The following is a 23,043-nucleotide window of genomic DNA, read 5'->3' on the forward strand; positions in this document are numbered from 1 at the left end:
TACCCGCGTGGGGCTCGCAGCATGCCGGGCGGAAAGGAGCGCGCCATGAACCAGGACCGCGAGGGTACGCCCGTACCGCGTGACATGCAGGACCAGGAGGCGGGTGCCGGTACCGAGGACCGCTGGGACGCGGCTCCCGAGCTCTCCGAGGACACGGCCGACGACGCGGCGCCCGACGTCCCCGACACGGACGAGGCGGGCACCGGGCGGCGGGGCGCGCCGCACGCGTCGGGCACGCATCCGGAGCAGCCGGTGCCGGACGAGCCTTCGGCGTAGGACGAGCGGGACGAGCGGTTCGGCACAGGGACGAGCCTTCGGCGTGAGGGAGGCGGGGAAGCACCCCGCCTTCGTCCCCGCTTTCGTCCCCTCCGTCGTCAATGCCCCCTCACCCCACCTTCCGCCCCCGCATCGGAACCGTCTGCGCGCCAGCGCCCTGGCGCAGTCCCTCCAGCAGTTCCTCCACCGCCTCCGTCGCCGTGTGCCTCGGCTCCCAGCCCAGTTCCGTGCGGGCCCGCGTGCTGTCCATCAGGGGCAGCCGGAGCACCGCGTCGAAGAGGTGCGGGGACGCGGGGAGCAGGCGGACGCCCCAGGCGGCGGCGATGGCGGAGCGGGCGGCCGAGCGGGAGAGGCGGAACGGGCGGGCGCCGAGCATCTCGCCGAGCAGCGCCGCGTCGAGGGGCGGATCGGCGGCCAGGTTGAACGCCCCGCGCACCTCCGCGTGGACCGCGAGCCGGTACGCCTCGGCCGCGTCGTCGGTGTGCAGCGCCTGCACCCGCAGTCCGGGGACGTCCGGCAGGAACGGCAGCAGGTCGGGACGGGCCAGCGGACCCGGCAGGAACCGCCCGCCGAAGATGCGCCGCTGCTCGCTCGCCGACTCCCGCTTGAACAGGAACGCCGGCCGCATCCGCACCACCCGCATCTCGGTGTGCTCCCGCTCGAAGGCGTCCAGGGTCCGCTCCAGATATGCCTTCTCCCGGCAGTACGCGGCGTCCGGCCAGCCGTGCGTGGGCCACGACTCGTCCACCGGGCGGTCCTTCGGCCCCGGCGAGTACGCGCCGACCGACGAGGCGTGCACCAGCGCCGGCACGCCCGCGGCCGCGGCCGCCTCGAACACCCGGATGGAACCCAGCACGTTCGTCGACCAGGTCACCGTCGGATCGTGCGTCGGCTGGAACGCCCACGCCAGATGCACCACCGCGGAGGCGCCCTCGAACTCCCGCGCGAGATCGGTCCGCTCGTCGGCCAGATCGACCGCCGACCACTCGGTCTTCGCGGGCGTCCACTCCGGCAGCCGCCGGGCCAGCCCCCGTACCGACTCCACCCGTGGGTCCTCCGCGAGCAGGCGCACCACGCTCGTGCCCACGTTCCCGGTGGCCCCGGTCACCACGATCCTGCTGCCCGCTGTGCTGCTCACTGTCGGCTCCTCTCGGCCGTTCGCCGGACGGTGGCTGCCCGAGTACCCGGTGGGGGCGGGCCGAACGCGGAAGTCGGTAGGGTGCGTGACGTGGCACGGAACTTGGGAGAACGGGTGCATCCGTCGGTGGCCGCGCCGGTGCGCCCGCAGCACGAACCGCGGGCGGTGGCCCGATGACCGGCTTCGACGCCATCGACGCCCTGCTGGCCGGCGTCCGCCAGGAAGCCCCGCTGCCCCCGGCCGAGGAGCGGCGCCTGCTGCGGGAGGGCCTGAACCTCTCCCGTGCCCAGGTCGCCCAGGCCCTCGGCGTCAGCCCGTCCACGGTCGCGGGCTGGGAGACGGGCCGCGACCCGAGCGGCGAGACGCGCGAGAAGTACGCCTACTTCCTGGACGGCGCCCGTACGAAGCTGGCGGAGCGGGAGGCGACGGTCCAGGAGCCCGTCGAGGGGGAGCAGCGGGAGCGCGAGCAGCCGGACGAGTCCGCCGACGACCCCGGCCCGGACGCCGCCGGTCCCGACGACGTCGAGGCCCTCACGGAACCCCGCCCCTGCGTGCTGTGCGGCGCCCCCGCCCGTCATCAGGTCGCCGGTTTCCCGCAGCACCTGGACCCGGCCGACTGCGGCACGCCCTCCCCGCCGTCGTCGCCGTCGCCCTCCCCGTCCTCGTCGGCCTCCCCGTCCCCCTCGGGCTCCGAGGCCCGCTCCGCCTCCCCGGCCCCCTCCGCCCGGCCGGCGCCCGCCCCCCGCAAGGACCCCGCGACGGCGCGGCCCCAGTCCGGATCCGTCCGTCTCGTCCCCGTGGGCCGCCGACTGCGCACCGCCGCCTCCGACGCGCCCGACCTGATCGGCGAGAAGGTCGCCGCGGCCCTGGACAAGCACGGCGGCGATCTGGAGGCGGCCACCGCGGCCCTGGTCAAGCGGGCGATCCCGGACGCGATGGAGCTGCTGGACGAGACCCGCAAGGGGGGCCGCTACGACATCGTGGCGCACCCCTGGATCCCGGACATCCTGCGCAAGCAGACCGCCCGCGGCGCGGACCAGATCTGGGAGGCCCGCCCCAAGTGGGCCCGCCCCGCCCTGCCGCCGGGCGCGCACGAGGTGACCGCGCTCGACATCAACGGCGCCTACCTCTCGGCACTCAAGACGCATCTGCCGATCGGCCAGCTGGAGCACTCCACCGGCTTCGACCACGACCGCCGCCGCTCCGGCGTCCACCTGATCACCCCGCCCGCCTGGGAGCACGGCGACGAGCTGCCCAACCCCATCGGCAACCGCGACGAGCCCGGCCCCCTGTGGGTCACCGAGCCCACGCTGCGGCTGCTGCTGAGGCTGTCGGGACCGAAGTACGGGCTGTGCGACCCGCCGCAGATCCACGAGTCGTTCACCTCGGGCGCCACCGAGAGCCTGCTGGAGAAGTTCCGTGTCGCCCTCAAGGACGCCCGCGACCGGGCCATCGCCGAGGGCGACGAGGTGACGCTGGAGTATGTGAAGGCGATGTACTCCAAGTTCGTCTCGACCATGGGCGAGTCGAACTACAACCGGGAGCTGTACCGCCCGGACTGGATGCACATCATCCGCTCCCAGGCGTTCGCCAACCTCTGGATGAAGGCGTACAAGGGGCACGAGGAGGGCCTGCTGGTCGTCCGCGCGATGGGCACCGACGAGCTGCACGTCGTCGGCGACTGGCGGCGGGTCTTCCCGGAGGGCCGGGGCGTGTCCGAGGTGAAGATCAAGGACGTGTACACCGTCGGCGAGGACATCGACCCCGCGGCCGCGGGCGACCCTGAGGAGTAGCCCAGGGAGAAGGGGGAGCCCCGGCCGTGACGGGGGAATCACGACCGGGGCGGCTGGGGGTGGGTGCGTGCGCCCACGTTCTGTTCAACGTGCAACCGTCCGTCGGTGTTCCGCCGTATGTCCGGCTTCATGGTGATCCGGGTCACCCTCCGTGCGTCCACTCCAGCAGCCGCTCCACCGGCCATGTGGTGACCACCCGCTCGGCGGGCACCCCGCACTCCTCCGCCCGCGCGCACCCGAGGATCTGCCAGTCCAGCTGGCCCGGCGCGTGCGCGTCGGTGTCGATCGAGAAGAGCACACCCGAGTCGACCGCCTGCCGCAGCAGCCGCCGCGGCGGGTCCAGCCGCTCCGGCCGGCTGTTGATCTCCACGGCGGTGCCGGACTCGGCGCACGCGGCGAACACCTCGTCCGCGTCGAACTGCGACTCCGGCCGCCCCCGGCCGGTGACCAGCCGCCCGGTGCAGTGCCCGAGGATGTCGGCGTGCGGATCGCGTACGGCCCGCACCATCCGGCGGGTCATCGCGCGGGCGTCCATGCGCAGCTTGGAGTGCACCGAGACGACCACCACGTCCAGCCGGTCCAGCAGCTCCGGGTCCTGGTCCAGCGTGCCGTCCTCCAGGATGTCGCACTCGATGCCGGTGAGCAGGCGGAACGGCGCCCAGGTGCGGTTGAGGCCGGCCACCACGTCCAGCTGCTCGCGCAGCCGCTCGGCGGACAGTCCGCGGGCCACCGTCAGCCGGGGGGAGTGGTCGGTGAGGGCGGCCCACTCGTGGCCGAGCGCGGCGGCCGCCCGGCCCATCTCCTCGATCGGGCTGCCGCCGTCCGACCAGTCGGAGTGCAGATGGCAGTCGCCGCGCAGCAGCGCCCGCAGCGCCGCGCCGGGCCGGTCGGCCGCCACCGCGGCGTCGGCGGCCTCGCCCTCCAGCTTCTCCAGATAGCCGGGCACCTGCCCCGCCAGCGCCTCCCGCACCACCTGCGCCGTCTTCGGGCCGACCCCCTTCAGCGCCTCCAGCGTCCCGGCGTCCGCCCGCCGCCGCACCTCCTGCGGACCCAGCGCGTCCAGCGTCCGGGCCGCCGTACGAAAGGCGCGTACGCGGTACGACGGCGCGAGGGAGCGCTCCAGCAGGAACGCGATCCGTTCCAGTGCCTGTACGGGGTCCATGGCCACCTCCTCCTCCAGGGTTGCCCGAGCCCCGGCGGCCCGCACCCGTTTGCGGTCCGGGGGCGCGGGTACTCCCTGAGGCCGTGAGACTGCGTACTGTGTCCTGCGACCGGCCGGGCTTCTCGCGCGTGCGCTGCGGACGCGGCTTCCGCTACCGGGACACCGACGGCCGGCCGCTCACCGACCCCGCGCAGCTCGCCCGGATCCGCGCGCTGGTCATCCCGCCCGCCTGGCGGGACGTGTGGATCTGCCCGCTGCCCGACGGCCACCTCCAGGCCGTGGGCACCGACGACGCCGGGCGGCGGCAGTACCTGTACCACGAGGAGTTCCGCGCCCGGCAGGAGAAGGCCAAGCACGAGCACGTCCGGGAGGTCGCCCGCGCCCTGCCCGAGCTGCGCGTCCGGGTCGCCGACGGGCTCGCCGACCGGGGGCTGAGCCGCACCCGGGTCACCGCGTGCGCGGTACGCCTGCTGGACCTCGGCTTCTTCCGGATCGGCAGCGACCGCCACACCCGCCGTAACGAGACCTACGGTCTGACCACGATGCTGCGCGAGCACGTCACCTGCGGCCGTGAGGAGATCGCGTTCCGCTATCCGGCCAAGGGCGGCACCGAGATGGTCCGCGCGCTCGTCGACGAGCAGGTCTGCGCGGTCGTCCGCGCCCTGCTGCGGCGCCGGCGCGGCGGGGAGCGGCTGCTGGTCTACTGGGAGCGCCGCCGCTGGCACGATCTGCGCGGCGAGGACCTGAACGAGGCCCTGCGGCGGCTGGCCGGGACCGAGATCACCGCCAAGGACTTCCGGACCTGGCACGCCACCGTCCTGGCGGCCGTCGCCCTCGCCGTGACCACCGAGGACGCCCGCGACAGCGCCACCGCACGCCGCCGGCAGATCGCGCGGGCCGTGCGGGAGGTCAGCCACTACCTGGGCAACACCCCGGCCGTGTGCCGCTCCTCCTACATCGACCCGCTGGTCTTCGAACGGTTCGAGGAGGGTCGCACCATCGCGCCCGCCCTGTCCCGGCTCGGGGAGCACGGCGCCTTCGGCCGTCCGGCCACCCAGGGTGGCATCGAGGCGGCGGTGCTGGAGCTGCTGGAGGGACGAACCGGATGAACCGGACCGGTCACCGTGGCCGGATCCGCTCTACTCTCTAAGACATGACCGAAATCGCGAGCCCGCACATCTCCCATCCGAGGATCATGGTGCTCGGCGTCCAGCCGGGTACGCCGCCCTTCCGGATCATGGAGATCGACGGAGAGGTCGTCGGTGAGGCCCGGACCATCACCGACGTGCTGGAGACGGCCGCCGCCTTCGGCATCACGGTGCACGACCTGGACGACCCGGAAGTGGTCCGCTGGGTCGGCGGCGACAAATTCACCTGGACACCCCGCCACCGCTAGACCGCGTGCCGGCGCGCGTGCACCGCGCGGCCCAGGCGACGGCCGAGCAGGCGGTGGCCGACGAGGGCGCCTGCGGTGTTCAGCAGCACGTCGTCGATGTCGAAGGCGCGCCCGGTGACCAGGGCGCCCTGCGCCATCTCGACCAGCAGCATGACCGTGGCGGTGAGCAGCAGGACGCGGAGCAGGCCGCGGGCGTGCGGGGCGAGCACCGGCACGAGGACGCCGAAGGGGACGCCCAGCAGCAGGTTCCCGCCGATCTGGCGGACGGCGTCCAGGGGGTCGGGCCCGTTCAGGTAGGCGCGCAGCGAACGGCCGGGGTGCAGATTGCTGTGGGTCAGCGCCTCCGAGGCCGGGGACGGCTCCAGGGTGAGCCGGGCCAGCACGACCGAGAAGGCCACCATGCACACGAACGCGGCCGCCATCGCGAGCAGCCGCACGGGAAGCGGCAGCGGCCGCACCTCGGTCCCGGGCGCCGCGGAGCGCGGGCGCCGACGCGGCAGCACACCGCGGGGACGCGGCCGCCCCTCCGCCTCGGGTGCCGCGGAGCGGGGCCGCCACCACCGTGATGCGTTGCGGTGACGCGATCGCACCTCGCTCCGGGCCGTCGCCGGACGAGGGCGCCGTCGCGGGCGTACGAGCGGAAAAGCGCGCCGCATTCGGTCCTCCAGCCGTCAACTTCCGTGGGTGACACCCCGGTTACCCCGCGTCGGCGGGCGCATGCCGGGCGCGGTGTCCCGCCGTCGCCGCAACTCCGGCGCCGGGGTCGCGGTTCGGCCGCGGCGCCGTCAGTCGCCGTAGGTCACCCGCACCCGGGTGAAGCCGAGGGAGTGCAGCAGGCCGCGCAGCATGCCGGTGGTGTTGCGCTCGGCGCGCTCGGTCAGCCCGCTCTCCTTCGCCGCGTCCGCGATGTGCCGCACCGCGAGCTGCTGCACGGCCTGTTCGCCGTTCGGGTTGTCGGAGAACAGGTCGCCGAGCCGGTCCAGCAGACCGCGCTGCTTGGAGACGGCGTAGGAGCGGTCGGGGTCGAGGGCGGGCCTGCCGAGCCGGGCGCGGGGCAGCCGCAGCGTGGCCGTGGTGCGCTCGGCGTCCACCCGGACGTCGTCCGCGCCGACCTCGCCGAGGTCGACATAGGCGTCGACGGTGCCCGCGCCGACGTACAGGGTGCGGGTGCCGCGGACGGCGTCCGGCAGGTACTTCGCGTCCTTCTCCAGGTCCACCACCACCTGGAAGGCGCCGGACGCGGCCTCGTAGCGGCTGATGTCCTGGATCGATTCGAGCAGCGGCGGGCCGGTCCGGTCGCGGGTCTCGGTGCCGAAGACGTCCTTCAGCCCCGGCAGCGCGCTCAGCGCGAGCCCGGCGGCCAGCAGGGCGAGCACCAGCAGCACACTGCCGGCCGCCCAGGCCCAGCGGGGCAGCCGGGGGTGCCGGGCTCTGGTTCCACGGGTCGTCGTCACGGGGGTCTCCTTCCTCCGTGCTGTCCGAATGCCCGTCATCGGCCGTCCCAGACAGGCCGGTTGGGGGCGTACGGGCGCGAGCGCCCTGTTCGAGTGCGGGCGCAGCGCCTACACATGACTCAGGAGGGCGCACGGCTCGGCAGCAGCGAGGTGACCAGGAGGCCCGTAGTGGCGAAGGCGAAGTTCGAGCGCACCAAACCGCACGTCAACATCGGCACCATCGGCCACATCGACCACGGCAAGACGACCCTGACGGCGGCCATCACGAAGGTGCTGCACGACCGGTTCCCCGACCTCAATCCCTTCACGCCGTTCGATCAGATCGACAAGGCGCCGGAGGAGCGGCAGCGCGGCATCACGATCTCGATCGCGCACGTGGAGTACCAGACGGAACGCCGGCACTACGCGCACGTCGACTGCCCGGGGCACGCCGACTACATCAAGAACATGATCACCGGGGCGGCCCAGATGGACGGGGCGATCCTGGTCGTCGCGGGCACGGACGGGCCGATGCCGCAGACCAAGGAGCATGTGCTGCTGGCCCGGCAGGTCGGGGTGCCGTCCATCGTGGTCGCCCTGAACAAGGCGGACATGGTGGACGACGAGGAGATCCTGGAGCTGGTCGAGCTGGAGGTGCGCGAACTGCTCACCGAGTACGACTTTCCCGGCGACGACGTGCCGGTGGTGCGGGTCTCCGCGCTCAAGGCGCTGGAGGGGGACCCGGAGTGGGGGCACTCGGTGCTGCGGCTCATGGACGCCGTCGACGCGTTCGTGCCGGAGCCGGCGCGGGACGTCGACCGGCCGTTCCTGATGCCGATCGAGGACGTCTTCACCATCACCGGCCGCGGCACCGTCGTCACCGGCCGGATCGAGCGCGGGGTGCTGCGCGTCCACAGCGAGGTCGAGATCATCGGCATCCGCGAGCGCAGGACGAAGTCGACCGTCACCGGCATCGAGATGTTCCGCAAGCTGCTGGACGAGGGCCGGGCGGGGGAGAACGTCGGGCTGCTGCTGCGCGGGGTCAAGCGGGAGGAGGTCGAGCGAGGGCAGGTGGTGATCCGGCCGGGATCGGTCACCCCGCACAAGCGGTTCGAGGCGCAGGCGTACATCCTGTCCAAGGACGAGGGCGGCCGGCACACGCCGTTCTTCCAGAACTACCGCCCCCAGTTCTACTTCCGTACCACCGACGTCACCGGGGTGGTGACCCTGCCCGAGGGCACCGAGATGGTGATGCCGGGCGACAACACCGGCATGCTCGTCGAGCTGATCCAGCCGGTCGCCATGGAGGAGGGCCTGAAGTTCGCGATCCGCGAGGGCGGCCGGACGGTGGGCGCCGGTCAGGTCACGAGGATCCTGGACTAGCGGAGCGGGGTCGGCTCGGGTCCGCTCAGGTCACACGGAGCCGTGCGTGTCATAAAGGAGCCGTACGTGTCATAAGGAGCCGTACGTGCTCTCGGGCTGCTCCAGGGCGACGTCCAGCGTCGGCTGCGGGGGCAGCAGACGGCTCACGCCGGTCACCCGCAGGACGCGCAGGATCAGCGGGTGGGTGCACACCAGGTGCAGCCGCCCGCCCCCGCGCAGCACGCGGAGTCTGGCACGGGTGAGCAGGCGCAGCCCGGAGCAGTCGAAGAACTCCACACCGCCCAGGTCCAGCACGACCCGCGCGCCGCGCCGGGCGGTGACGGCGTCCAGGTGCGGCAGGATCTCCGCCGCCGCGGCGATGTCGATCTCACCGCGGAACTCCAGGACCGTGTAGCCCCGGTCCGTACGGACGCGGAGATGCCGGCTCAGCGGCACGGGATCCTGCTGCACGACGACGTCGCCTCCAACCGGACGGGCCCAATTCCGTTTCCTGACAGGCAAGTTACCCTCGAACGCATGAATTGCAGCATGTTCGATTGACATATGTCGTTGATTTGTGGGGGAGGTCGTCCACAGGCGTTCATCCACGGTTCGCGCCGGACGCCGAGGGGGCGGGGTTCCGGTGCGCGGCCCCGCGCTCCGCGGCGCTCGCCCGGGGAACCGGCCCGGTGATCCCGGTACGGAGGGGGAGGGGAGGTCACACTGGAGGTCTCCGGCCATCCCCACACCAGGAGGGCTTTCCATGAGCAACCCGGAGTCCCTAGGGCCCACCGAGCCGCGGTTGCAGGACGTGCTGCGGCGGCTGGAGGAGGCCGTCGACGCGTGGGTCGCCACGGCGGGGGAGGAGCCGGGCGCACCCTATCTCGTACCGCTGCCCTCCGTGTGGGACGGCACCTCGCTGCTGATCGCCACACCCGCCGGGTCCCGTACCGGCCGGGACCTCGCCGCGAACGGGCGCGCCCGCGTCGGGATCGGCGGACCACGGGACGTCGTGCTGGTGGAGGGGGTCGCCGACGCCGTGCTCCCGGCCGACCTTCCCCAGGACGAGGCGGACGCGTTCGCCGCGAGGACGGGCGTCGATCCGCGCGAACTGTCCACGCCCTACCTGTACTTCCGTATCCGCCCCGTGCAGATCCAGGCGTGGCGGGAGACCGGCGAGGGCGGCGGGCGGGAGCTGATGGCGGGCGGTACCTGGCTCGTGACCGACTGAAACGGCGGCTCCGGGGGATCCGGGACGAGGGGCGTCACCGCGCCCCGGACCCCACGGAGGAGACATGACACTGGTGACCGCGTGCGTGGTCGTGCTCGACTGTGCCGAGCCGGAGAAACTCGCCGAGTTCTACAAGGAGTTGCTGGGGGCCGACGAGGTCCACTCGACCGCCAACCGGGTGGAGGTCCGCAGCGCCGCCGGCACCCTGCTGGCCTTCCGCCGCGATGTCAACGCCACCCCGCCGAGCTGGCCACGCCCCGAGAACTCCCTCCAGGTGCACCTCGAACTGGAGGCCGACGACCTCGACGCCGCCGAACGCCGCATCGTCTCCCTCGGCGGCCGCCCCACCGACACCAGCGGCCCCCACGAGGAACGCGCCTACGCCGACCCCGCCGGCCACTCCTTCGTCCTGCGCCGCCGCCCCCCGACCGCCCCCAAACAGGGCTAGGGCCTGTCGCGCCGGGCTCCTGACGCCCCCGCCTCTCGTCCTCCCCATGAAAAAGGCCGACCGCCTGCTCGGCGGTCGGCCTCGGTCGAACTCGGTCAGGCCCGGCCCTTCTTCTCGTCGCCCGGCCAGATGCCCGTCCGGCGTTCGACGGCCTTGGCCCCGCTGCGGTCCACCACGCTGCGGACCGCGGCGAAGATGGCGCCCTGGAGGGCGGCGGCCAGGAGGATCTCGCCCCAGCCCCGGTCGCGGTCGAGCGGGTCGGGGGCGTCGTCCTCGTGCCGCAGCGCCCGCCAGGTCCGGCGGAAGGCGAGCCCGGACAGCGTTCCGCCGGCATAGCCGAGGACGAAGCCGAGCGGCTTGTAGGCGATCGGGAGCTTGGCTTTCTTCTTCTTCCTGGCCACGAGGGCTCCTTTCCGGATACGCACGGTGGTGACGGACACGTACGACGTCAGGGCCGGCCCGCGGCCGGGACCTCCTCGTCCCGCCGCACCGGCCCCGGCGGCGTACCGTCGCCGAAGGGCCGCCCGCCCAGCTGCTCCCGGTGATGTGGGGTGAGCCAGCCGGACAGATCCGGCCCGAGCGGCACCAGCCGGGTCGGGTTGATGCCGGTGTGCACCTGGTAGTAGTGCCGTTTGATGTGGTCGAAGTCCACGGTGTCCCCGAACCCCGGCGTCTGGAACAGATCGCGGGCGTACGCCCACAGCACCGGATCCTCCGCCACCTTCCAGCGGTTGCACTTGAAGTGGCCGTGGTACACCGCGTCGAAGCGGACCAGCGTGGTGAACAGCCGGATGTCCGCCTCGGTGAGCGTGTCGCCGACCAGATAGCGCCGCCGCTCCAGCCGCGAGGACAGCCACTCGAGCCGCCGGAACACCCCCGCGCAGGCGGCCTCGTACTCCGCCTGCCCGGTGGCGAACCCCGCCTGGTACACCCCGTTGTTGACGTCCGTGTACACGGCCGCCATCACCTCGTCGATCTCGTCCCGCAGCCGCTCGGGGTACAGGTCCGGCGCGCCCTCGCGGTGCAGGGCCGTCCACTCGGTGGCGAGGTCGAGGGTGATGCGCCCGTAGTCGTTGGTGACCAGCACACCGCTGGGCACGTCCACGATCGCCGGCACGCTCACCCCGTCCGGATGGCCCTTCTCCCGCCGGTCGTACGCCTCGCTCAGGAAGCGGATGCCGAGGACCGGATCGCGGCCGTCCGGGTCCAGCGTGAAGCGCCAGCTGCGGTCGTCCTGGATCGGATCCGCGATCGCCAGCGACAGCGCGTCCTCCAGACCCAGCAGCCGCCGGGAGATCACCGCCCGGCTCGCCCAGGGGCAGGCGCGGCTCACCACCAGCCGGTAGCGGCCGGCCTCCACCGGCCAGCCGTCCCGGCCGTCCGCGGTGATCCGGTCCGTGAAACGACTCTTGGACCGCCTGAAGCTCCTCCGGCCGTAGGCGCTGTTGCCCTCGCCGCTGTCGGTCATGCCACGCCATCCTCCCCACCACACGGCTGCTGCCGTACGGGTACCCCGTTTCGCCGCCCGGAACGGTGTGATCCGTGACCGGCGGGGGAGTCGACGTGGGTGAGTGATGCGTCGACACCCCGGAAGGCAGACCACAGGACCGATGGCAGGACCGAGCGCGGGACCGAGGGCAAGAACGGTGGCAGGACCGAACGCCGGACCGACCGGAGGTCGGACCGAAGGACCCGCGTCACCGTGCTGGTGGCCCTCGGCGCGAACCTGGTGATCGCGGCCGCGAAGGTGGTCGGAGGACTCGTCGCCGGGTCACCCGCCCTGCTGTCGGAGGCGGCGCACTCCGTCGCCGACAGCCTCAACGAGGTCTTCCTGCTCACCGCGCTGCGCCGCAGCCGCCGCCCCGCCGACCGCCGCCACCCCTTCGGCTACGGCAAGGAACGCTTCTTCTGGGCACTGCTCGCGGCCGTCGGGATCTTCGTGATGGGCGGCTGCTTCTCCTTCTTCCAGGCCCTGGAGGCGCTGACCGGCTCGGCGCGCGAGGACTTCACGGGCTACGCCGCCGGCATGGTCGTCCTCGCTGTGGCGTTCCTCGCCGAGGGCGCCTCGCTGCTGCGGGCGCTGTACCAGCTGCGCGCCCACGACGGGCACGACGGTCTGCGCGACCCGGCCCTGCGCACGGTCGTCGCCGAGGACGGCACAGCGGTGATCGGCGTGGCCCTCGCCTTCGCGGGCATGGCGCTGCACCGGGCCACCGGGCAGGCGGCGTGGGAGGCCGCCGCCTCGCTGGCGATCGGCGCGCTGCTGGTCCTGGTCGCCTACCGGCTGGGCCGCGAGGCCCGCGACCGGCTGATCGGGCAGGCCGCCGACCCGGAGGCGAGCGGCCGGATCCGGGCGCTCCTTGAGGCGCAGCCCGAGATCGACAGCGTGGAGGCGCTGTTCACCATGCAGATCGGGCTGGACTCGACGCTGGTCGCGGCCCGGATCGATCTGGTGCCCGGCATCGACAGCGAACGCGTCGAGCAGGTCGCCGTGCGCATCAAGCGCTCGATCGCGCGGGCCGTGCCCGAGGCCGAGCAGATCTTCCTCGACGTCACCGACCGGCCCGCGCGCGAGGCAGAGCAGAGCCCCGCCGCGACGGGGGAACGCGGCGGGGCCTGACACCCGGATGCCCGGCCCGGCGTCATTCATGCCTGCCGGGCGCGGAAATCCTCGGATCCGGCGTGATCAGTGCGCTTCCTCGACCGGTTCGAGCACGAAGACGGGGATCCGCCGGTCCGTCCGCTCCTGGTACTCGGCGTACGGGGGGTAGGCGGCGACCGCCCGCTCCCACCACACGGCCCGCTCCTCGCCGGTGACCTCCCGTGCCTTCATGTCCCGCCGGACGGGGCCGTCCCGCAGTTCCACCCGCGGATCGGCCAGGAGGTTGTGGTACCAGACAGGGTGCTTCGGGCCGCCGCCGGCCGAGGCCACGGCCGCGTAGCTGCCCTCGTGCTCGACCCGCATCAACGGCGTCTTGCGGATCCTGCCGCTGCGTGCGCCCAGCGTGGTCATGATGACCACCGGCAGCCCGGTGTCGCCCAGCGTGGTCCCCTCGGTGCCGCCGGAGCTCTCGTACAGCTCCACCTGCTCGCGGACCCACCGGGTCGGGCTCGGTTCGTACTCGCCCTCAAGAGGCATACGGACTCCGTTTCCGTCGTCGCCTACGGGTGATGCGGCACCGCGTCGCGAAGCGGCCGGTACCGGAGCCATCCCTACCCGCCGCCCCGCCGGCCCTGGCGGCTTTCGGCCACCGGCAGGTCCACCGGGGGCCGGGGAGCGCGGCGCGATTGCCCCCCGCCCGATCGCACCGGGGCGCGCCTCTCGGGCACAGTCGTGATCATCGCGCGAACCGCCCGCGAGAACTCCCGAAGGAGAACGAACGTCCATGACCGCCACCCCCCGCCCGACGACCCGCGGCGTCGTCGAGGAACTGCTGCGCCGCATCGGCCAGGGCGACCCGGACCGCATCGCCGACCTGTACGCCGAACGGGTGGACTGGCGCCTGAACTGGCCCGAGCCCGAGCACGGCCGGGCCGCCACCCCCTGGGTCCGGCACCGCTCCACCCGCGCCGACGCCGCCGCCCACTACCGGGACCTCGCCGAACACCACGTCGGCGACGAGTCCGCCACCCGTGTGGAGCGGATCCTCGTCGACGGGGCCGACGCCGTGGTCCTCGGCGAGATCCGGCAGACCTCCAAGGCCACGGGACGTCCGTATCGCGCCAGATTCGCCCTGCACCTGACCGTCGAGGACGGCCTGCTGGTCCGCCACCACCTCTACGAGGACACCCTCGCCGTGGCCCGCGCCTTCACCGACGAGACGTCCCAGGGGCCGTCCGACTGATCCGGCCCGCTCGGCCAGGCACCGGCTACCCCACCGCGGTACGCAGCGCGAGGGCCGCCATCACCGCGCTCGACACCAGGGCCGTCACCAGCCGGCCCCGATGACCCGTCAGGGCGCGGCCCAGCAGGGCGCCGCCGCCGGCGAGCAGCAGCTGCCAGCTGGCGGAGGCGGCGAAGGCGGCCAGCACGAACACGGTCTGTGCCGTGGCGCCGCTGTCCTGGATGCCGTTTGCGCCGGTGCCCAGGACGAGGGCGGCGAAGTAGATGACGGTGGTCGGGTTGAGGAGGGTGACGCCGAGCAGGCCCAGATACGCCCGGTGGGCGCTGGGCGGGGGCGGGTCCGTGCGGGTGCGCAGGTCGCGGGCGCGGTGGCGGCGCAGGGCGCCTGCCGCGCCGAGGACCGCGAGGGCCAGCAGGACCAGGACCGACGCCCAGCGCAGCGGGGTCACGGCCGGGCGCAGGGTGTCGGCGAGCGCGGAGCCGCCGGCGGTGGCGAGGAGGGCGTACAGGCCGTCGGCCGAGGCGACGCCGAGCGCCGCGGCGGCTCCCGTGCGCAGGGTGGTGCGGGCGGTGAGCGAGACGAGGTAGGTGCCGACCGCGCCGACGGGTACGGCGATGCCGTAGCCGGCGACCAGCCCGGCCACGAGCGGTTCCATGGGGTGGATCCTGGGGGTTCCTCGGGGCGGCGGGCAACCGGATTTCGCCTGTGCGGCTGCCTGGCCGGCCGTCGCTCCCGGCCAAGGGTGCGGTGTGGCCCTTCGCGCCCGCGCGGCGGAGCCGCACATCGGTACGACCTCGCGCCCCCAGGGGCGTCTCACCCGGCGGAGAGCAGAGTGCTCGCCGCTTCTCTCGCCTCTCGGGCCGGCTGCGTCGTGCCCGTGATGCCCGCCGTCACCATCGCTCCCTCCGCCAGCAGGAAGAGCGGACCGGCGAGATGTCCGGGCCGCCCCGCGGACGTCACCAGGTCGGTCAGGTAGGCGCGGAACGCCGTCTTGTGGGCGCGGACCTGCTCCGCCACGCGGGGCGAGGTCGCGCCCAGTTCGCCGTGGGCGTTGATCCAGGCGCAGCCGCGGAAGCCGGGCTCGGCGAACCAGTGCTCCAGCCAGTCGAAAACGGCGAGAATCCGACGTTCCGGATCCTTGTGCCCGGCGACATGGGCGGCGAGCCGGCCGCGCCAGCGCTCGTCGCGGCGCTCCAGATAGGCGACGACCAGCTGCTCCTTGGCCGGGAAGAGCTGGTAGAGCCGCTTGAGCGAGACGCCCGAGGCGCCGCGTACGTCGTCCATGCCGACCGCCTGGACGCCGCGCCCGTAGAACAGCGTCTCCGCGGCGTCCAGGGCCTTCTCGCGGGCGGTCGCGCTGTCCATGGGCACTCCTTGACGTGAGAACGAGCGTTCTCCTACGGTAGCAGCCACCGGGAGAACGCTCGTTCTCCCTCTCCCTCAGGAGGACCCGTGACCAGCCGACCGCCCCTGCCGCCGTTCACCCGCGAGACCGCCGCGCAGAAGGTCCAGGCCGCCGAGGACGCCTGGAACACCCGCGACCCGCACAAGGTGGCCCTCGCGTACTCCGAGGACTCGGTATGGCGCAACCGCGACACCTTCCTCACCGGCCGCGACGAGATCGCCCGGTTCCTCACCGCCAAGTGGGCCCGCGAGCGGCAGTACGCCCTGCGCAAGGACCTGTGGGCCTTCGACGGCGACCGCATCGCCGTACGGTTCCAGTACGAGTGCCAGGACGCCGCCGGCCGCTGGTGGCGGTCGTACGGGAACGAGCTGTGGGAGTTCGACGAGCGGGGCCTGATGACCCGCCGGGAGGCGTCGATCAACGACGTCCCCATCGAGGAGCACGAGCGCCGCATCCACGGGCCGCGCCCCGAGACCGAACGCGGCCTCACCTTCCCGCTCCAGTAGGGTTCCCGGATGACCGGAGACGCCCCCGAGCCCTTCCTCTACGTCGTCGTCTGCGCCGCCGGGATCGCCGACGGCGTCGGCACGCTCGTCACCGCCGCGCAGGCGAGGGGCTGGCAGGTCGGCGTCATCGCCACGCCCCACGCCATGAACGGCTTCTTCGACGCGGACGCCGTCGAGGCCCTCACCGGCCGCCCCGTCCGCTCCGCCTGGCGCTCACCCGCCGACCCGCGCCCCTTCCCGCCGCCGGACGCCGTCGCCGTGGCGCCCGCCACCTTCAACACCGTCAACAAGTGGGCCGCCGGCATCGCCGACACCCTCGCCCTGGGCACCCTCAGCGAGGCATGCGGACTGGGTGTCCCCATCGCCGTGCTGCCGTGCGTGGCCGGCGCCCTCGCCGCCCACCCCGCCTACCGGGACAGCCTGATACGCCTGCGCGGCATGGGCGTGCGCTTCGGCGAGCCCTTCACCGGCGACCCCGGACCGGACGGCCGGCGCCCCGGGTTCCCCTGGGAGCGGGCACTGGACCTGCTGGAGCGCTGACGCCGTAGGCTCCCCTCGGACACCCACCGCCGACGAGGGGAACAGCGACGATGCAGTACGTGAAGCTGGGTTCGACGGGACTGGACGTGTCCCGCATCTGCCTGGGCTGCATGACCTACGGCGAACCGGACCGGGGTGTGCACGAGTGGACCCTCGGCGAGGAGGCGTCCCGCCCGCTGATCCGGCAGGCCCTGGAGGCCGGGATCACCTTCTTCGACACCGCCAACGTCTACTCCGACGGCACCAGCGAGGAGATCGTCGGCAAGGCGCTGCGCGACTTCGCCCGCCGTGACGAGATCGTGCTGGCCACCAAGGTGCACGGCCGCATGCGGCCCGGCCCCAACGGCGCCGGCCTGTCCCGCAAGGCCATCCTCACCGAGATCGACCACAGCCTCACCCGCCTCGGCACCGACTACGTCGACCTCTACCAGATCCACCGCTTCGACCCGCACACCCCGGTCGAGGAGACCATGGAGGCCCTGCACGACCTGGTGAAGGCGGGCAAGGTCCGCTACATCGGGGCCAGTTCGATGTACGCCTGGCAGTTCGCGAAGATGCAGCACACCGCCGAACTGCACGGCTGGACGAGGTTCGTCTCCATGCAGAACCACTACAACCTCCTCTACCGCGAGGAGGAACGCGAGATGCTGCCCCTGTGCGCCGACCAGGGCGTCGGCGTCCTGCCCTGGAGCCCCCTCGCCCGCGGCCGCCTCACCCGCGACTGGGGCACGGTCACCGACCGCAGCGCCACGGACGGCTTCGGCAGCACCCTCTACCAGGACGGCGACCGCGCCGTCGTCGAGGCGGTCACCGCCATCGCCCAGTCCCGAGGCGTCCCCCGCGCCCAAGTGGCCCTGGCCTGGCTGCTGAACAAGGCCCCGGTCACGGCCCCGATCATCGGCGCGTCCAAGCCCCACCACCTCGAGGACGCGGTGGCGGCGACGGAACTCCGGCTCACGGAGAAGGAGATGGAGGAGCTGGAACGCGCCTATACCCCGCATCCGATCGCCGGGCACTGAGAGACAAGGGGCGCGGGGCACTGCGCGAGAACCACAGGCGGCCTGCACACGGGGGTGAAACCGCGACCGCGACGGCGCTACTCCTCGAACAACCCCAGCTCCGCCCAGATGGTCTTCCCGTCGGCCGTGTGCCGGCTGCCCCACCGCTGCGTCAGCTGAGCGACCAGCAGCAGCCCGCGCCCGCCCTCGTCCCACGTCTTCGCCCGCCGAAGATGCGGCGCGGTGTGACTGGTGTCGGACACCTCGCAGATCAAGGTGTCCGTGTCATGGATCAGCCGCAGCCGAATGGGCCGGGCCCCGTAGCGGATCGCGTTGGTCACCAGCTCACTGACCACCAACTCCGCGGTGAACGACGCCTCGTCCAGCCGCCATGTGGCCAGCTGCTCCACCACCTGCTTGCGGATGGGGGCGACCAGCGCGGGGTCGGCCGGAATGTCCCAGGTGGCCACCCGCTCCGGCGGCAGCCCGCGCGTGCCGGCCAGCAGCAGCGCCACGTCGTCGGCGACCCCGTCCGGCGGCAGCAGCGCGGCGAGGATCCGGTCGCAGGTCTCGTCGAGGGAGCCGGTGTGCACCGCCAGCGCCTCCCGCAGCAGCGCGCGCCCGGCCTCGGGGTCCCGCGCCCGCGACTCGACCAGACCGTCGGTGTAGAACGCGAGCAGGGTGCCCTCGGGCAGATACAGCTCACCGCACTCGAACGGCAGCCCGCCATGGCCCAGCGGTGGACCCGCGGGCACGTCCACCTCCCGCGGCGGCCCGTCCGGCGGCAGCATCAGCGGGGCGGGATGCCCGGCCCGCGCCAGGGTGCACCGCCGGGACACCGGGTCATACACCGCGTACACACAGGTGGCGCCCAGCTCGCCGGGCCGGCCGCCCTCGCCGTTCTCCTCCGACAGCCGTACGACGAGATCGTCGAGGTGCGTGAGGAGTTCGTCCGGGGTGAGGTCGATGTCGGCCAGGGTGCGCACGGCCGTGCGCAGCCGGCCCATCGTCGCCGACGCCTGCACCCCGTGGCCGACGACGTCGCCGACGACCATGGCGACCCGCATGCCGGACAGCGGGATGACGTCGAACCAGTCGCCGCCCACCCCGGCGCGGGCCGCGGGGAGATAGCGGGAGGCCGCCGCCACCGCGGCGGTGCGCGGCAGCCGGCGGGGCAGCAGGCTGCGCTGGAGCGCGAGGGCGGTCTCCCGTTCGCGGGAGAAGCGGCGGGCGTTGTCGATGCAGACCGCGGCGCGGGCCGTGATCTCCTCGGCCAGCAGCACGTCGTCGGGAGTGAAGGGGTCGGGCCGCCGGAACCGGGTGAGCACCGCGACGCCGAGGGTGGTGCCGCGGGCCTGGATGGGCACCGACATCGTGGAGTGGATGCCGTACTCCTGGACCCGTTCGCGACGGGTCCGCGACCGGGTCAGCCACTGCTCCAGGTCGCCTGCGGCCACCGAGGCGACGGTGGTGCGGCCCGCGACGAGCGAGGCGGCCTGCGGCGAGGTGGCCGGGTAGTGGTCGAACTCCCCGGGCTTGACCACCGCCTCGGGGCTGCCCGGGTTCACCGACTGGTGGGCCACCCGGCGCAGCCCCACGGGCACGGTGATGCGCGCCGGGGGATCACCGCTCTGCTCGTCGGCGTCCAGCAGATCGACGCTGACGAAGTCGGCCAGCGCCGGCACGCACACATCGGCCAGCTCCTGGGCCGTGCGGGTGACGTCGAGCGTGGTGCCGATGCGCACGCTCGCCTCGTTGACCAACTGCAGCCGCTCGCGGGCCAGATAGCTGTCGGTGAAGTCGTGCGCCGTCAGGCACACCCCCCGCACCCGGCCGGTGGCGTCCACGACCGGCGTCATCCTGGCGAGCCAGGCGTGCGCCCGGTCCTCGCCGCCGGTGCGCAGATACGTCTGCACGTCCCGTGGCCGGCCGGTGGCCAGCACCTCCAGCGCGTTCTCCTCCAGCTCCTCGCTCTGCGGCTTCCCGCCGATCTCGGACAGCCTGAGGCCCAGGATGCGCTCCTCGGGCAGGCCGAGCGTGCGGGCCATGGCCTCGTTGACCGACAGCAGCCGCAGCCGCTCGTCGTAGACCGCGAGCGCGCACGGGGACTGCGCGAGCGCCGACACCTGCACCGGGTCGTCGGGCGGGCGCGGCGCGGGCCGTTCCAGCGGGGTGACGACGAGCCAGTGGCCGGGGCCGCCGTCCGGGGGCAGCCGGTGGTGGGCGAGCAGCCACACCTCGACCGTACGGCCGTCGCGGTGGCGCAGGGTCAGCGTCCCGTCCCAGCGGGCGCCCCGCAGGTCGGGGACGGGGCCGTCGACGAGCCGGGTCGCCGGACGGCCCAGCACCTCCTCGGCGGTCCATCCCAGCAGCCGCCGGGCACCCTCGTTCCACGCGGCCAGCGTGCCGTCCTCGGCGATGACAGCCCGGGCCGTCGCGGCCTCGTCGAACGGATAGACCAGGCTCATCGTCGCCACTCCATCGCGCACACTCACAGTTGACAGGCGCGTCGCTTCCGTTCCAGCGTAGTGGTTCCCGCTGTCCCGGCCCACGGGAGCCCCGCCCGACGACAGGGGGTCACCCCCGCTCGCCGTGCGCGGGGCCGGCGGCCCCCAGGCCCAGGGCGGTCAGGGCCGCCTCGCCCGCGGCGGTGTGCGCGCCGCCCGCCAGCAGCAGGGTGCGGGCCGCCTGATAGGGGCAGCCGGCCGCTTCGAAGGCCGCCGCGGCGGCGAGCTGGCGGGGCACGTCGCCCGCCAGCAGCGCCTCGGCCCGCTCCACCTGGGCGGTGGCCACGGGATTGCCCGCCACGACGGTCCGCGCGGTGTCGATCCGGGCGCGGGCCCGCGGGTCACCGGCCAGCACGGCCGCCTCCGCCCGTAGGGCCACGTACCAGTGCAGCCAGATCCAGCACACCCACTTCCACACCTCCTCCGGCTCCGGCGCGAGCCGCTCCAGGGCCGCGTCGGCGTCCCCGTGGTGGAGCAGCACCATGGCGTCGAGGACCGCGCCGTAGCCGTGCCGGTGCTGCACCGCCGTGTCCGCCCGGTCGACGACGCCGCACCAGCGCGCGCGGGCGGCGTGGTCGCCGCGCAGCCCGTGGACCATGGCCACCGACGCCGCGGCGGCACCGAGGGACAGCGACCGGGGGCGGCCGCTGTGCTCCCACGACTCCAGGAAGCGCGCACTGCGGGTGATGACCTCCTCGGCGTGCCCGGCGAACGCCTCCGTGGTCAGCAGCCAGGACATGGCGTGGTGCCCGGCCTCGGCGAGCAGCGGGTGCTCGGCGAGCTGCCGGCCCCAGCGCCGGGCGCGCGGCAGATCGCCCACCCCGAGGGCGGTTCCGGAGGCCATGGCGAGGGCGTCCATCAGCTCGTGCGTGGGCACGGGCGTGGCCGGCACCGAGGCCAGCAGGTCGATACGGCGCCGGATGGCGTCCGCGACGGCGAAGGCGTCGCCGGTCCAGCTGCCCGCCCCGGACAGCGCGTCGAGGGCGGCCGACTCCGCCACCGGGTCGCCCGAGCGCCGGGCGAGCCGCACGGCGTGCTCGGCGCTGCGGACGCTCTCCTCGGCGGTCAGCCGGGTCTCCGCCTGGAGCGCGCCGAACGCGTCCGCGACCACCGCCGCCTCCGCCAGCGCCACGGCCGCCCGCGCGTCCGGGTCGTCACCCGCGAGGTCCCGGGCCCGCTCCAGCAGGGCCCTCGCCTCCTCCTCGGGAGGGATCCGGGTGAAGGAGGTCGAGAAGCGGTACGCGACGGTGGCGGCGGTCGCCAGATCGCGTCCGGCCCCGGCCCGGTCCCCGGCCCGCAGCGCGGCCTCGGCGGCGGCGCGGTGCAGCCGGAACATGTCGTCGCCGAGCCTGCGGCATCCGGCCACCCCGGCGGCCTGCCGCAGGGTCTCGGCCGCGGCGGCCGCGTCGGCGAGCCCGGCCGCCTGCTCGTAGCGCTGCTGGGCCTCCCCGAGCAGGGTGCGGGAGAACGCCAACCCGGCCAGCGCCGAGGCCAGTTCGTAGGCGTCGCCCCGCCGTTCCGGACGGCCGGCGGCCCAGGCGAGGGCGGTGCGCAGATCGTCCGCGACGGCGTCGAACCGGGCCCGCAGGTCCGCACCCTCGGCCTGGCCGAGCGAGACGGCGGCGGCCAGGCACCAGCCGGTGTGCCGGGCCGGCACCTCCTCGTGCTCGCCGGCGTCCTCCAGACGCTCCCTGCCGTACTGGCGGATGGTCTCCAGCGCCTGGTAGCGGGTGCCGGTCCGGGAGGGCAGCACCGTCAGCAGGCTCTGCTCGGCGAGCCGGCCGAGCCCGTCCACCACCGCGGCCGGGTCCAGCGGCGCGAACCCGGCGACCTCGGCGGCCGCCGCCGCGGTGAACGGCGCGACGAACACCGACACCCGGCGCAGCAGCACCCGGTCCGGCGGCTCCAGCAGTTCGTGGCTCCAGTCCAGCACGGCCCGCACGGAATGGTGCCGGTCGTCGGCGCGCGGGCCGCCGGTGAGGATCCGCAACGGGTCGCAGAGGCCGGCCGTGAGACCGTCCAGGCCCAGCGTGGCCCAGCGTGCCGCCGCCAGCTCGATCGCCAGCGCCATCCCGCCGAGCCGTTCGCACACGGCGACGACCCCCTCGCCGACCCCCGGAGGCGGCGCCTGGCCGACCGCCGCCGCCCGGTTCAGGAACAGCGCCACGGCGTCCGACTCCTCACCGCCCTCCCGCGACAGCGGCGGCACCGGGAAGACCCGCTCGAACGGCACCATCAGCCGCGCCCGGCTGGTCACCAGGACCCGCACCTCGGGACAGGCCGCCAGCAGCCGCTCCACGAACGGCGCCACACCGTCGCGCACCTGCTCGCAGTTGTCGAGCACCAGCAGCGCCCGGTGGTCCGCGAGCGAGGCCAGGACGGCGTCGTCGACGCCGCTCCCGGGCTGCTCGCCCACCCCCAGGGCCGCCGCGACCGCCGCCCCGACCCGCCCCGGATCGGTGACCGGCACCAGGTCGACGAACCACACCCCGTCGGCGAACTCCCCGGCCGCGTCGGCCGCCACCGCCAGGGCGAGCCGCGTCTTGCCGACACCGCCCGGCCCGACGGCGGTCACCTGCCGGTGCTCCCGCAGGGCCGCGGCCAACTCCCCGCGCTCACGCGCCCGTCCGACGAACGCCGTCAGCGCAGCGGGCAGCGCGGGCGCAGGCCGGGACGGCCCGGTGCGCGGTGCCGCGGCCGCGTGCCGGGCCAGCGCGCGCCGGTCCGGCATCTCCAGCTTGCGCAGCAGGGAGGAGACATGGGACTCGACGGTGCGCACGGAGAGGAACAGCCGCGCGGCGATCTCCGCGTTGGTCAGGTGCTCCCCGAGCAGCGCGAGCACCTCGGCTTCGCGGGCGGAGATCTCTTCGGCGGACACCGGGTCATTATCCGGGCGCCCGCGGTGCGAGGGGCCGGCGGGGGAAAGCGAGTCGTTGTGCCCGGACCGTTGACTGGGCGTCGCCACTGCCACACCATGTGCCTCGTCCGAGTTTTGGGAGCGCT

24 protein-coding genes are annotated in these 23,043 nt (G+C 73.9%); 12 read left to right on the forward strand and 12 right to left on the reverse strand.

What is annotated here, in order from left to right; genetic code table 11:
• Positions 1-45: 45 nt before the first annotated feature.
• Positions 46-276 carry a hypothetical protein gene (locus tag ACSU6M_RS30190; protein ID WP_437073944.1) on the forward strand — a complete coding sequence of 77 codons (231 nt, stop codon included), beginning with the start codon at positions 46-48 and terminating at the stop codon, positions 274-276.
• 109 nt (positions 277-385) lie between these two features.
• On the opposite strand, the gene ACSU6M_RS30195 is transcribed toward ACSU6M_RS30190, so the two are convergent.
• Positions 386-1,414, reverse strand: a complete 1,029-nt coding sequence (locus ACSU6M_RS30195) for an SDR family oxidoreductase (protein WP_437073946.1) — start codon at positions 1,412-1,414, stop codon at positions 386-388.
• Between the two features lie 173 nt (positions 1,415-1,587).
• On the opposite strand from ACSU6M_RS30195, the gene ACSU6M_RS30200 reads away from it, so the two are divergent.
• Complete coding sequence (locus ACSU6M_RS30200) at positions 1,588-3,207, forward strand: helix-turn-helix domain-containing protein (RefSeq protein WP_437073947.1); 1,620 nt, start codon at positions 1,588-1,590, stop codon at positions 3,205-3,207.
• A gap of 142 nt (positions 3,208-3,349) precedes the next feature.
• Here ACSU6M_RS30200 and ACSU6M_RS30205 read toward each other — a convergent pair whose 3' ends face one another.
• On the reverse strand, positions 3,350-4,369 hold the full coding sequence (locus ACSU6M_RS30205; RefSeq protein ID WP_437073948.1) for a PHP domain-containing protein: 1,020 nt from the start codon (positions 4,367-4,369) through the stop codon (positions 3,350-3,352).
• A gap of 83 nt (positions 4,370-4,452) precedes the next feature.
• On the opposite strand from ACSU6M_RS30205, the gene ACSU6M_RS30210 reads away from it, so the two are divergent.
• A complete protein-coding gene (locus ACSU6M_RS30210) occupies positions 4,453-5,478 on the forward strand; it encodes a DNA topoisomerase IB (RefSeq protein WP_437073950.1) in 1,026 nt (341 codons plus the stop codon).
• Positions 5,479-5,522: 44 nt separating this feature from the next.
• A complete protein-coding gene (locus ACSU6M_RS30215) occupies positions 5,523-5,765 on the forward strand; it encodes a hypothetical protein (RefSeq protein WP_437073951.1) in 243 nt (80 codons plus the stop codon).
• Here ACSU6M_RS30215 and ACSU6M_RS30220 read toward each other — a convergent pair.
• Together ACSU6M_RS30220 and ACSU6M_RS30225 are read right to left on the reverse strand one after the other, a co-directional pair.
• Positions 5,762-6,421 carry a VanZ family protein gene (locus ACSU6M_RS30220; RefSeq protein ID WP_437073953.1) on the reverse strand — a complete coding sequence of 220 codons (660 nt, stop codon included), beginning with the start codon at positions 6,419-6,421 and terminating at the stop codon, positions 5,762-5,764. The genes ACSU6M_RS30215 and ACSU6M_RS30220 overlap by 4 nt on opposite strands.
• Positions 6,422-6,550: 129 nt before the next feature.
• Complete coding sequence (locus ACSU6M_RS30225) at positions 6,551-7,258, reverse strand: DUF4230 domain-containing protein (RefSeq protein ID WP_437073955.1); 708 nt, start codon at positions 7,256-7,258, stop codon at positions 6,551-6,553.
• A gap of 129 nt (positions 7,259-7,387) precedes the next feature.
• On the opposite strand from ACSU6M_RS30225, the gene tuf reads away from it, so the two are divergent.
• Complete coding sequence (gene tuf / locus ACSU6M_RS30230; RefSeq protein WP_437073957.1) at positions 7,388-8,581, forward strand: elongation factor Tu; 1,194 nt, start codon at positions 7,388-7,390, stop codon at positions 8,579-8,581.
• 69 nt (positions 8,582-8,650) lie between these two features.
• Here the strand turns inward: tuf and ACSU6M_RS30235 are convergent, their stop codons facing one another.
• Positions 8,651-9,031 (reverse strand): anti-sigma factor antagonist, encoded by a 381-nt coding sequence (locus ACSU6M_RS30235; RefSeq protein WP_437073959.1) that lies wholly within the window; start codon positions 9,029-9,031, stop codon positions 8,651-8,653.
• A gap of 292 nt (positions 9,032-9,323) precedes the next feature.
• On the opposite strand from ACSU6M_RS30235, the gene ACSU6M_RS30240 reads away from it, so the two are divergent.
• Both ACSU6M_RS30240 and ACSU6M_RS30245 read left to right on the forward strand, forming a co-directional pair.
• Positions 9,324-9,791: a pyridoxamine 5'-phosphate oxidase family protein gene (locus tag ACSU6M_RS30240; protein ID WP_437073961.1), complete on the forward strand. Its 468-nt coding sequence runs from the start codon at positions 9,324-9,326 to the stop codon at positions 9,789-9,791.
• A 64-nt stretch (positions 9,792-9,855) separates the two neighbouring features.
• On the forward strand, positions 9,856-10,239 hold the full coding sequence (locus tag ACSU6M_RS30245; RefSeq protein WP_437073963.1) for a VOC family protein: 384 nt from the start codon (positions 9,856-9,858) through the stop codon (positions 10,237-10,239).
• Between the two features lie 95 nt (positions 10,240-10,334).
• Here the strand turns inward: ACSU6M_RS30245 and ACSU6M_RS30250 are convergent, their stop codons facing one another.
• Together ACSU6M_RS30250 and ACSU6M_RS30255 are read right to left on the reverse strand one after the other, a co-directional pair.
• Positions 10,335-10,640 carry a DUF4235 domain-containing protein gene (locus ACSU6M_RS30250; RefSeq protein ID WP_437073964.1) on the reverse strand — a complete coding sequence of 102 codons (306 nt, stop codon included), beginning with the start codon at positions 10,638-10,640 and terminating at the stop codon, positions 10,335-10,337.
• Positions 10,641-10,687: 47 nt separating this feature from the next.
• Entirely contained in the window at positions 10,688-11,707 is a 1,020-nt protein-coding gene (locus ACSU6M_RS30255) for a glutathione S-transferase family protein (protein ID WP_437073965.1), read from the reverse strand.
• Between the two features lie 234 nt (positions 11,708-11,941).
• Between ACSU6M_RS30255 and ACSU6M_RS30260 the strand changes: the two genes are divergently transcribed.
• Positions 11,942-12,859 (forward strand): cation diffusion facilitator family transporter, encoded by a 918-nt coding sequence (locus tag ACSU6M_RS30260; RefSeq protein WP_437073967.1) that lies wholly within the window; start codon positions 11,942-11,944, stop codon positions 12,857-12,859.
• A 66-nt stretch (positions 12,860-12,925) separates the two neighbouring features.
• On the opposite strand, the gene ACSU6M_RS30265 is transcribed toward ACSU6M_RS30260, so the two are convergent.
• Positions 12,926-13,378 carry a nitroreductase family deazaflavin-dependent oxidoreductase gene (locus tag ACSU6M_RS30265; RefSeq protein ID WP_437073969.1) on the reverse strand — a complete coding sequence of 151 codons (453 nt, stop codon included), beginning with the start codon at positions 13,376-13,378 and terminating at the stop codon, positions 12,926-12,928.
• Positions 13,379-13,625: 247 nt separating this feature from the next.
• Between ACSU6M_RS30265 and ACSU6M_RS30270 the strand changes: the two genes are divergently transcribed.
• Positions 13,626-14,084: a nuclear transport factor 2 family protein gene (locus ACSU6M_RS30270; RefSeq protein ID WP_437073971.1), complete on the forward strand. Its 459-nt coding sequence runs from the start codon at positions 13,626-13,628 to the stop codon at positions 14,082-14,084.
• A gap of 25 nt (positions 14,085-14,109) precedes the next feature.
• Here ACSU6M_RS30270 and ACSU6M_RS30275 read toward each other — a convergent pair whose 3' ends face one another.
• Both ACSU6M_RS30275 and ACSU6M_RS30280 read right to left on the reverse strand, forming a co-directional pair.
• Positions 14,110-14,739 (reverse strand): LysE family transporter, encoded by a 630-nt coding sequence (locus ACSU6M_RS30275; protein WP_437073973.1) that lies wholly within the window; start codon positions 14,737-14,739, stop codon positions 14,110-14,112.
• A 158-nt stretch (positions 14,740-14,897) separates the two neighbouring features.
• On the reverse strand, positions 14,898-15,449 hold the full coding sequence (locus ACSU6M_RS30280) for a TetR/AcrR family transcriptional regulator (RefSeq protein WP_437073974.1): 552 nt from the start codon (positions 15,447-15,449) through the stop codon (positions 14,898-14,900).
• Between the two features lie 87 nt (positions 15,450-15,536).
• On the opposite strand from ACSU6M_RS30280, the gene ACSU6M_RS30285 reads away from it, so the two are divergent.
• The 3 genes from ACSU6M_RS30285 to ACSU6M_RS30295 are packed head-to-tail and all read left to right on the forward strand — an operon-like array spanning position 15,537 to position 17,554.
• Positions 15,537-15,995 (forward strand): nuclear transport factor 2 family protein, encoded by a 459-nt coding sequence (locus tag ACSU6M_RS30285; RefSeq protein WP_437073976.1) that lies wholly within the window; start codon positions 15,537-15,539, stop codon positions 15,993-15,995.
• Positions 15,996-16,004: 9 nt separating this feature from the next.
• Positions 16,005-16,535 carry a flavoprotein gene (locus ACSU6M_RS30290; RefSeq protein ID WP_437073978.1) on the forward strand — a complete coding sequence of 177 codons (531 nt, stop codon included), beginning with the start codon at positions 16,005-16,007 and terminating at the stop codon, positions 16,533-16,535.
• Positions 16,536-16,585: 50 nt separating this feature from the next.
• Positions 16,586-17,554, forward strand: a complete 969-nt coding sequence (locus ACSU6M_RS30295) for an aldo/keto reductase (RefSeq protein WP_437073980.1) — start codon at positions 16,586-16,588, stop codon at positions 17,552-17,554.
• Positions 17,555-17,631: 77 nt separating this feature from the next.
• Here the strand turns inward: ACSU6M_RS30295 and ACSU6M_RS30300 are convergent, their stop codons facing one another.
• Positions 17,632-20,001, reverse strand: coding sequence for a SpoIIE family protein phosphatase (locus tag ACSU6M_RS30300; RefSeq protein ID WP_437073982.1), 2,370 nt, complete (start codon positions 19,999-20,001; stop codon positions 17,632-17,634).
• A 109-nt stretch (positions 20,002-20,110) separates the two neighbouring features.
• Positions 20,111-22,918 carry an ATP-binding protein gene (locus ACSU6M_RS30305; protein WP_437073984.1) on the reverse strand — a complete coding sequence of 936 codons (2,808 nt, stop codon included), beginning with the start codon at positions 22,916-22,918 and terminating at the stop codon, positions 20,111-20,113.
• Positions 22,919-23,043: the final 125 nt, after the last annotated feature.

The sequence above is a fragment of the Streptomyces sp. enrichment culture genome (genome assembly GCF_964272895.1).
In the GTDB taxonomy this organism is placed as follows: Bacteria; Actinomycetota; Actinomycetes; order Streptomycetales; family Streptomycetaceae; genus Streptomyces.

Bases quoted from the DNA above. Each gene is read 5' to 3' on its own strand.
- ACSU6M_RS30240 (WP_437073961.1), top strand. From the start codon at position 9,324: ATGAGCAACCCGGAGTCCCTAGGGCCCACCGAGCCGCGGTTGCAGGAC.
- ACSU6M_RS30200 (WP_437073947.1), top strand. From the start codon at position 1,588: ATGACCGGCTTCGACGCCATCGACGCCCTGCTGGCCGGCGTCCGCCAG.
- ACSU6M_RS30215 (WP_437073951.1), top strand. From the start codon at position 5,523: ATGACCGAAATCGCGAGCCCGCACATCTCCCATCCGAGGATCATGGTG.
- ACSU6M_RS30220 (WP_437073953.1), bottom strand. From the start codon at position 6,421: ATGCGGCGCGCTTTTCCGCTCGTACGCCCGCGACGGCGCCCTCGTCCG.
- ACSU6M_RS30255 (WP_437073965.1), bottom strand. From the start codon at position 11,707: ATGACCGACAGCGGCGAGGGCAACAGCGCCTACGGCCGGAGGAGCTTC.
- ACSU6M_RS30190 (WP_437073944.1), top strand. From the start codon at position 46: ATGAACCAGGACCGCGAGGGTACGCCCGTACCGCGTGACATGCAGGAC.
- ACSU6M_RS30225 (WP_437073955.1), bottom strand. From the start codon at position 7,258: ATGACGGGCATTCGGACAGCACGGAGGAAGGAGACCCCCGTGACGACG.
- ACSU6M_RS30295 (WP_437073980.1), top strand. From the start codon at position 16,586: ATGCAGTACGTGAAGCTGGGTTCGACGGGACTGGACGTGTCCCGCATC.
- ACSU6M_RS30300 (WP_437073982.1), bottom strand. From the start codon at position 20,001: ATGAGCCTGGTCTATCCGTTCGACGAGGCCGCGACGGCCCGGGCTGTC.
- ACSU6M_RS30270 (WP_437073971.1), top strand. From the start codon at position 13,626: ATGACCGCCACCCCCCGCCCGACGACCCGCGGCGTCGTCGAGGAACTG.
- ACSU6M_RS30265 (WP_437073969.1), bottom strand. From the start codon at position 13,378: ATGCCTCTTGAGGGCGAGTACGAACCGAGCCCGACCCGGTGGGTCCGC.
- ACSU6M_RS30275 (WP_437073973.1), bottom strand. From the start codon at position 14,739: ATGGAACCGCTCGTGGCCGGGCTGGTCGCCGGCTACGGCATCGCCGTA.
- ACSU6M_RS30205 (WP_437073948.1), bottom strand. From the start codon at position 4,369: ATGGACCCCGTACAGGCACTGGAACGGATCGCGTTCCTGCTGGAGCGC.
- ACSU6M_RS30245 (WP_437073963.1), top strand. From the start codon at position 9,856: ATGACACTGGTGACCGCGTGCGTGGTCGTGCTCGACTGTGCCGAGCCG.
- ACSU6M_RS30290 (WP_437073978.1), top strand. From the start codon at position 16,005: ATGACCGGAGACGCCCCCGAGCCCTTCCTCTACGTCGTCGTCTGCGCC.
- ACSU6M_RS30280 (WP_437073974.1), bottom strand. From the start codon at position 15,449: ATGGACAGCGCGACCGCCCGCGAGAAGGCCCTGGACGCCGCGGAGACG.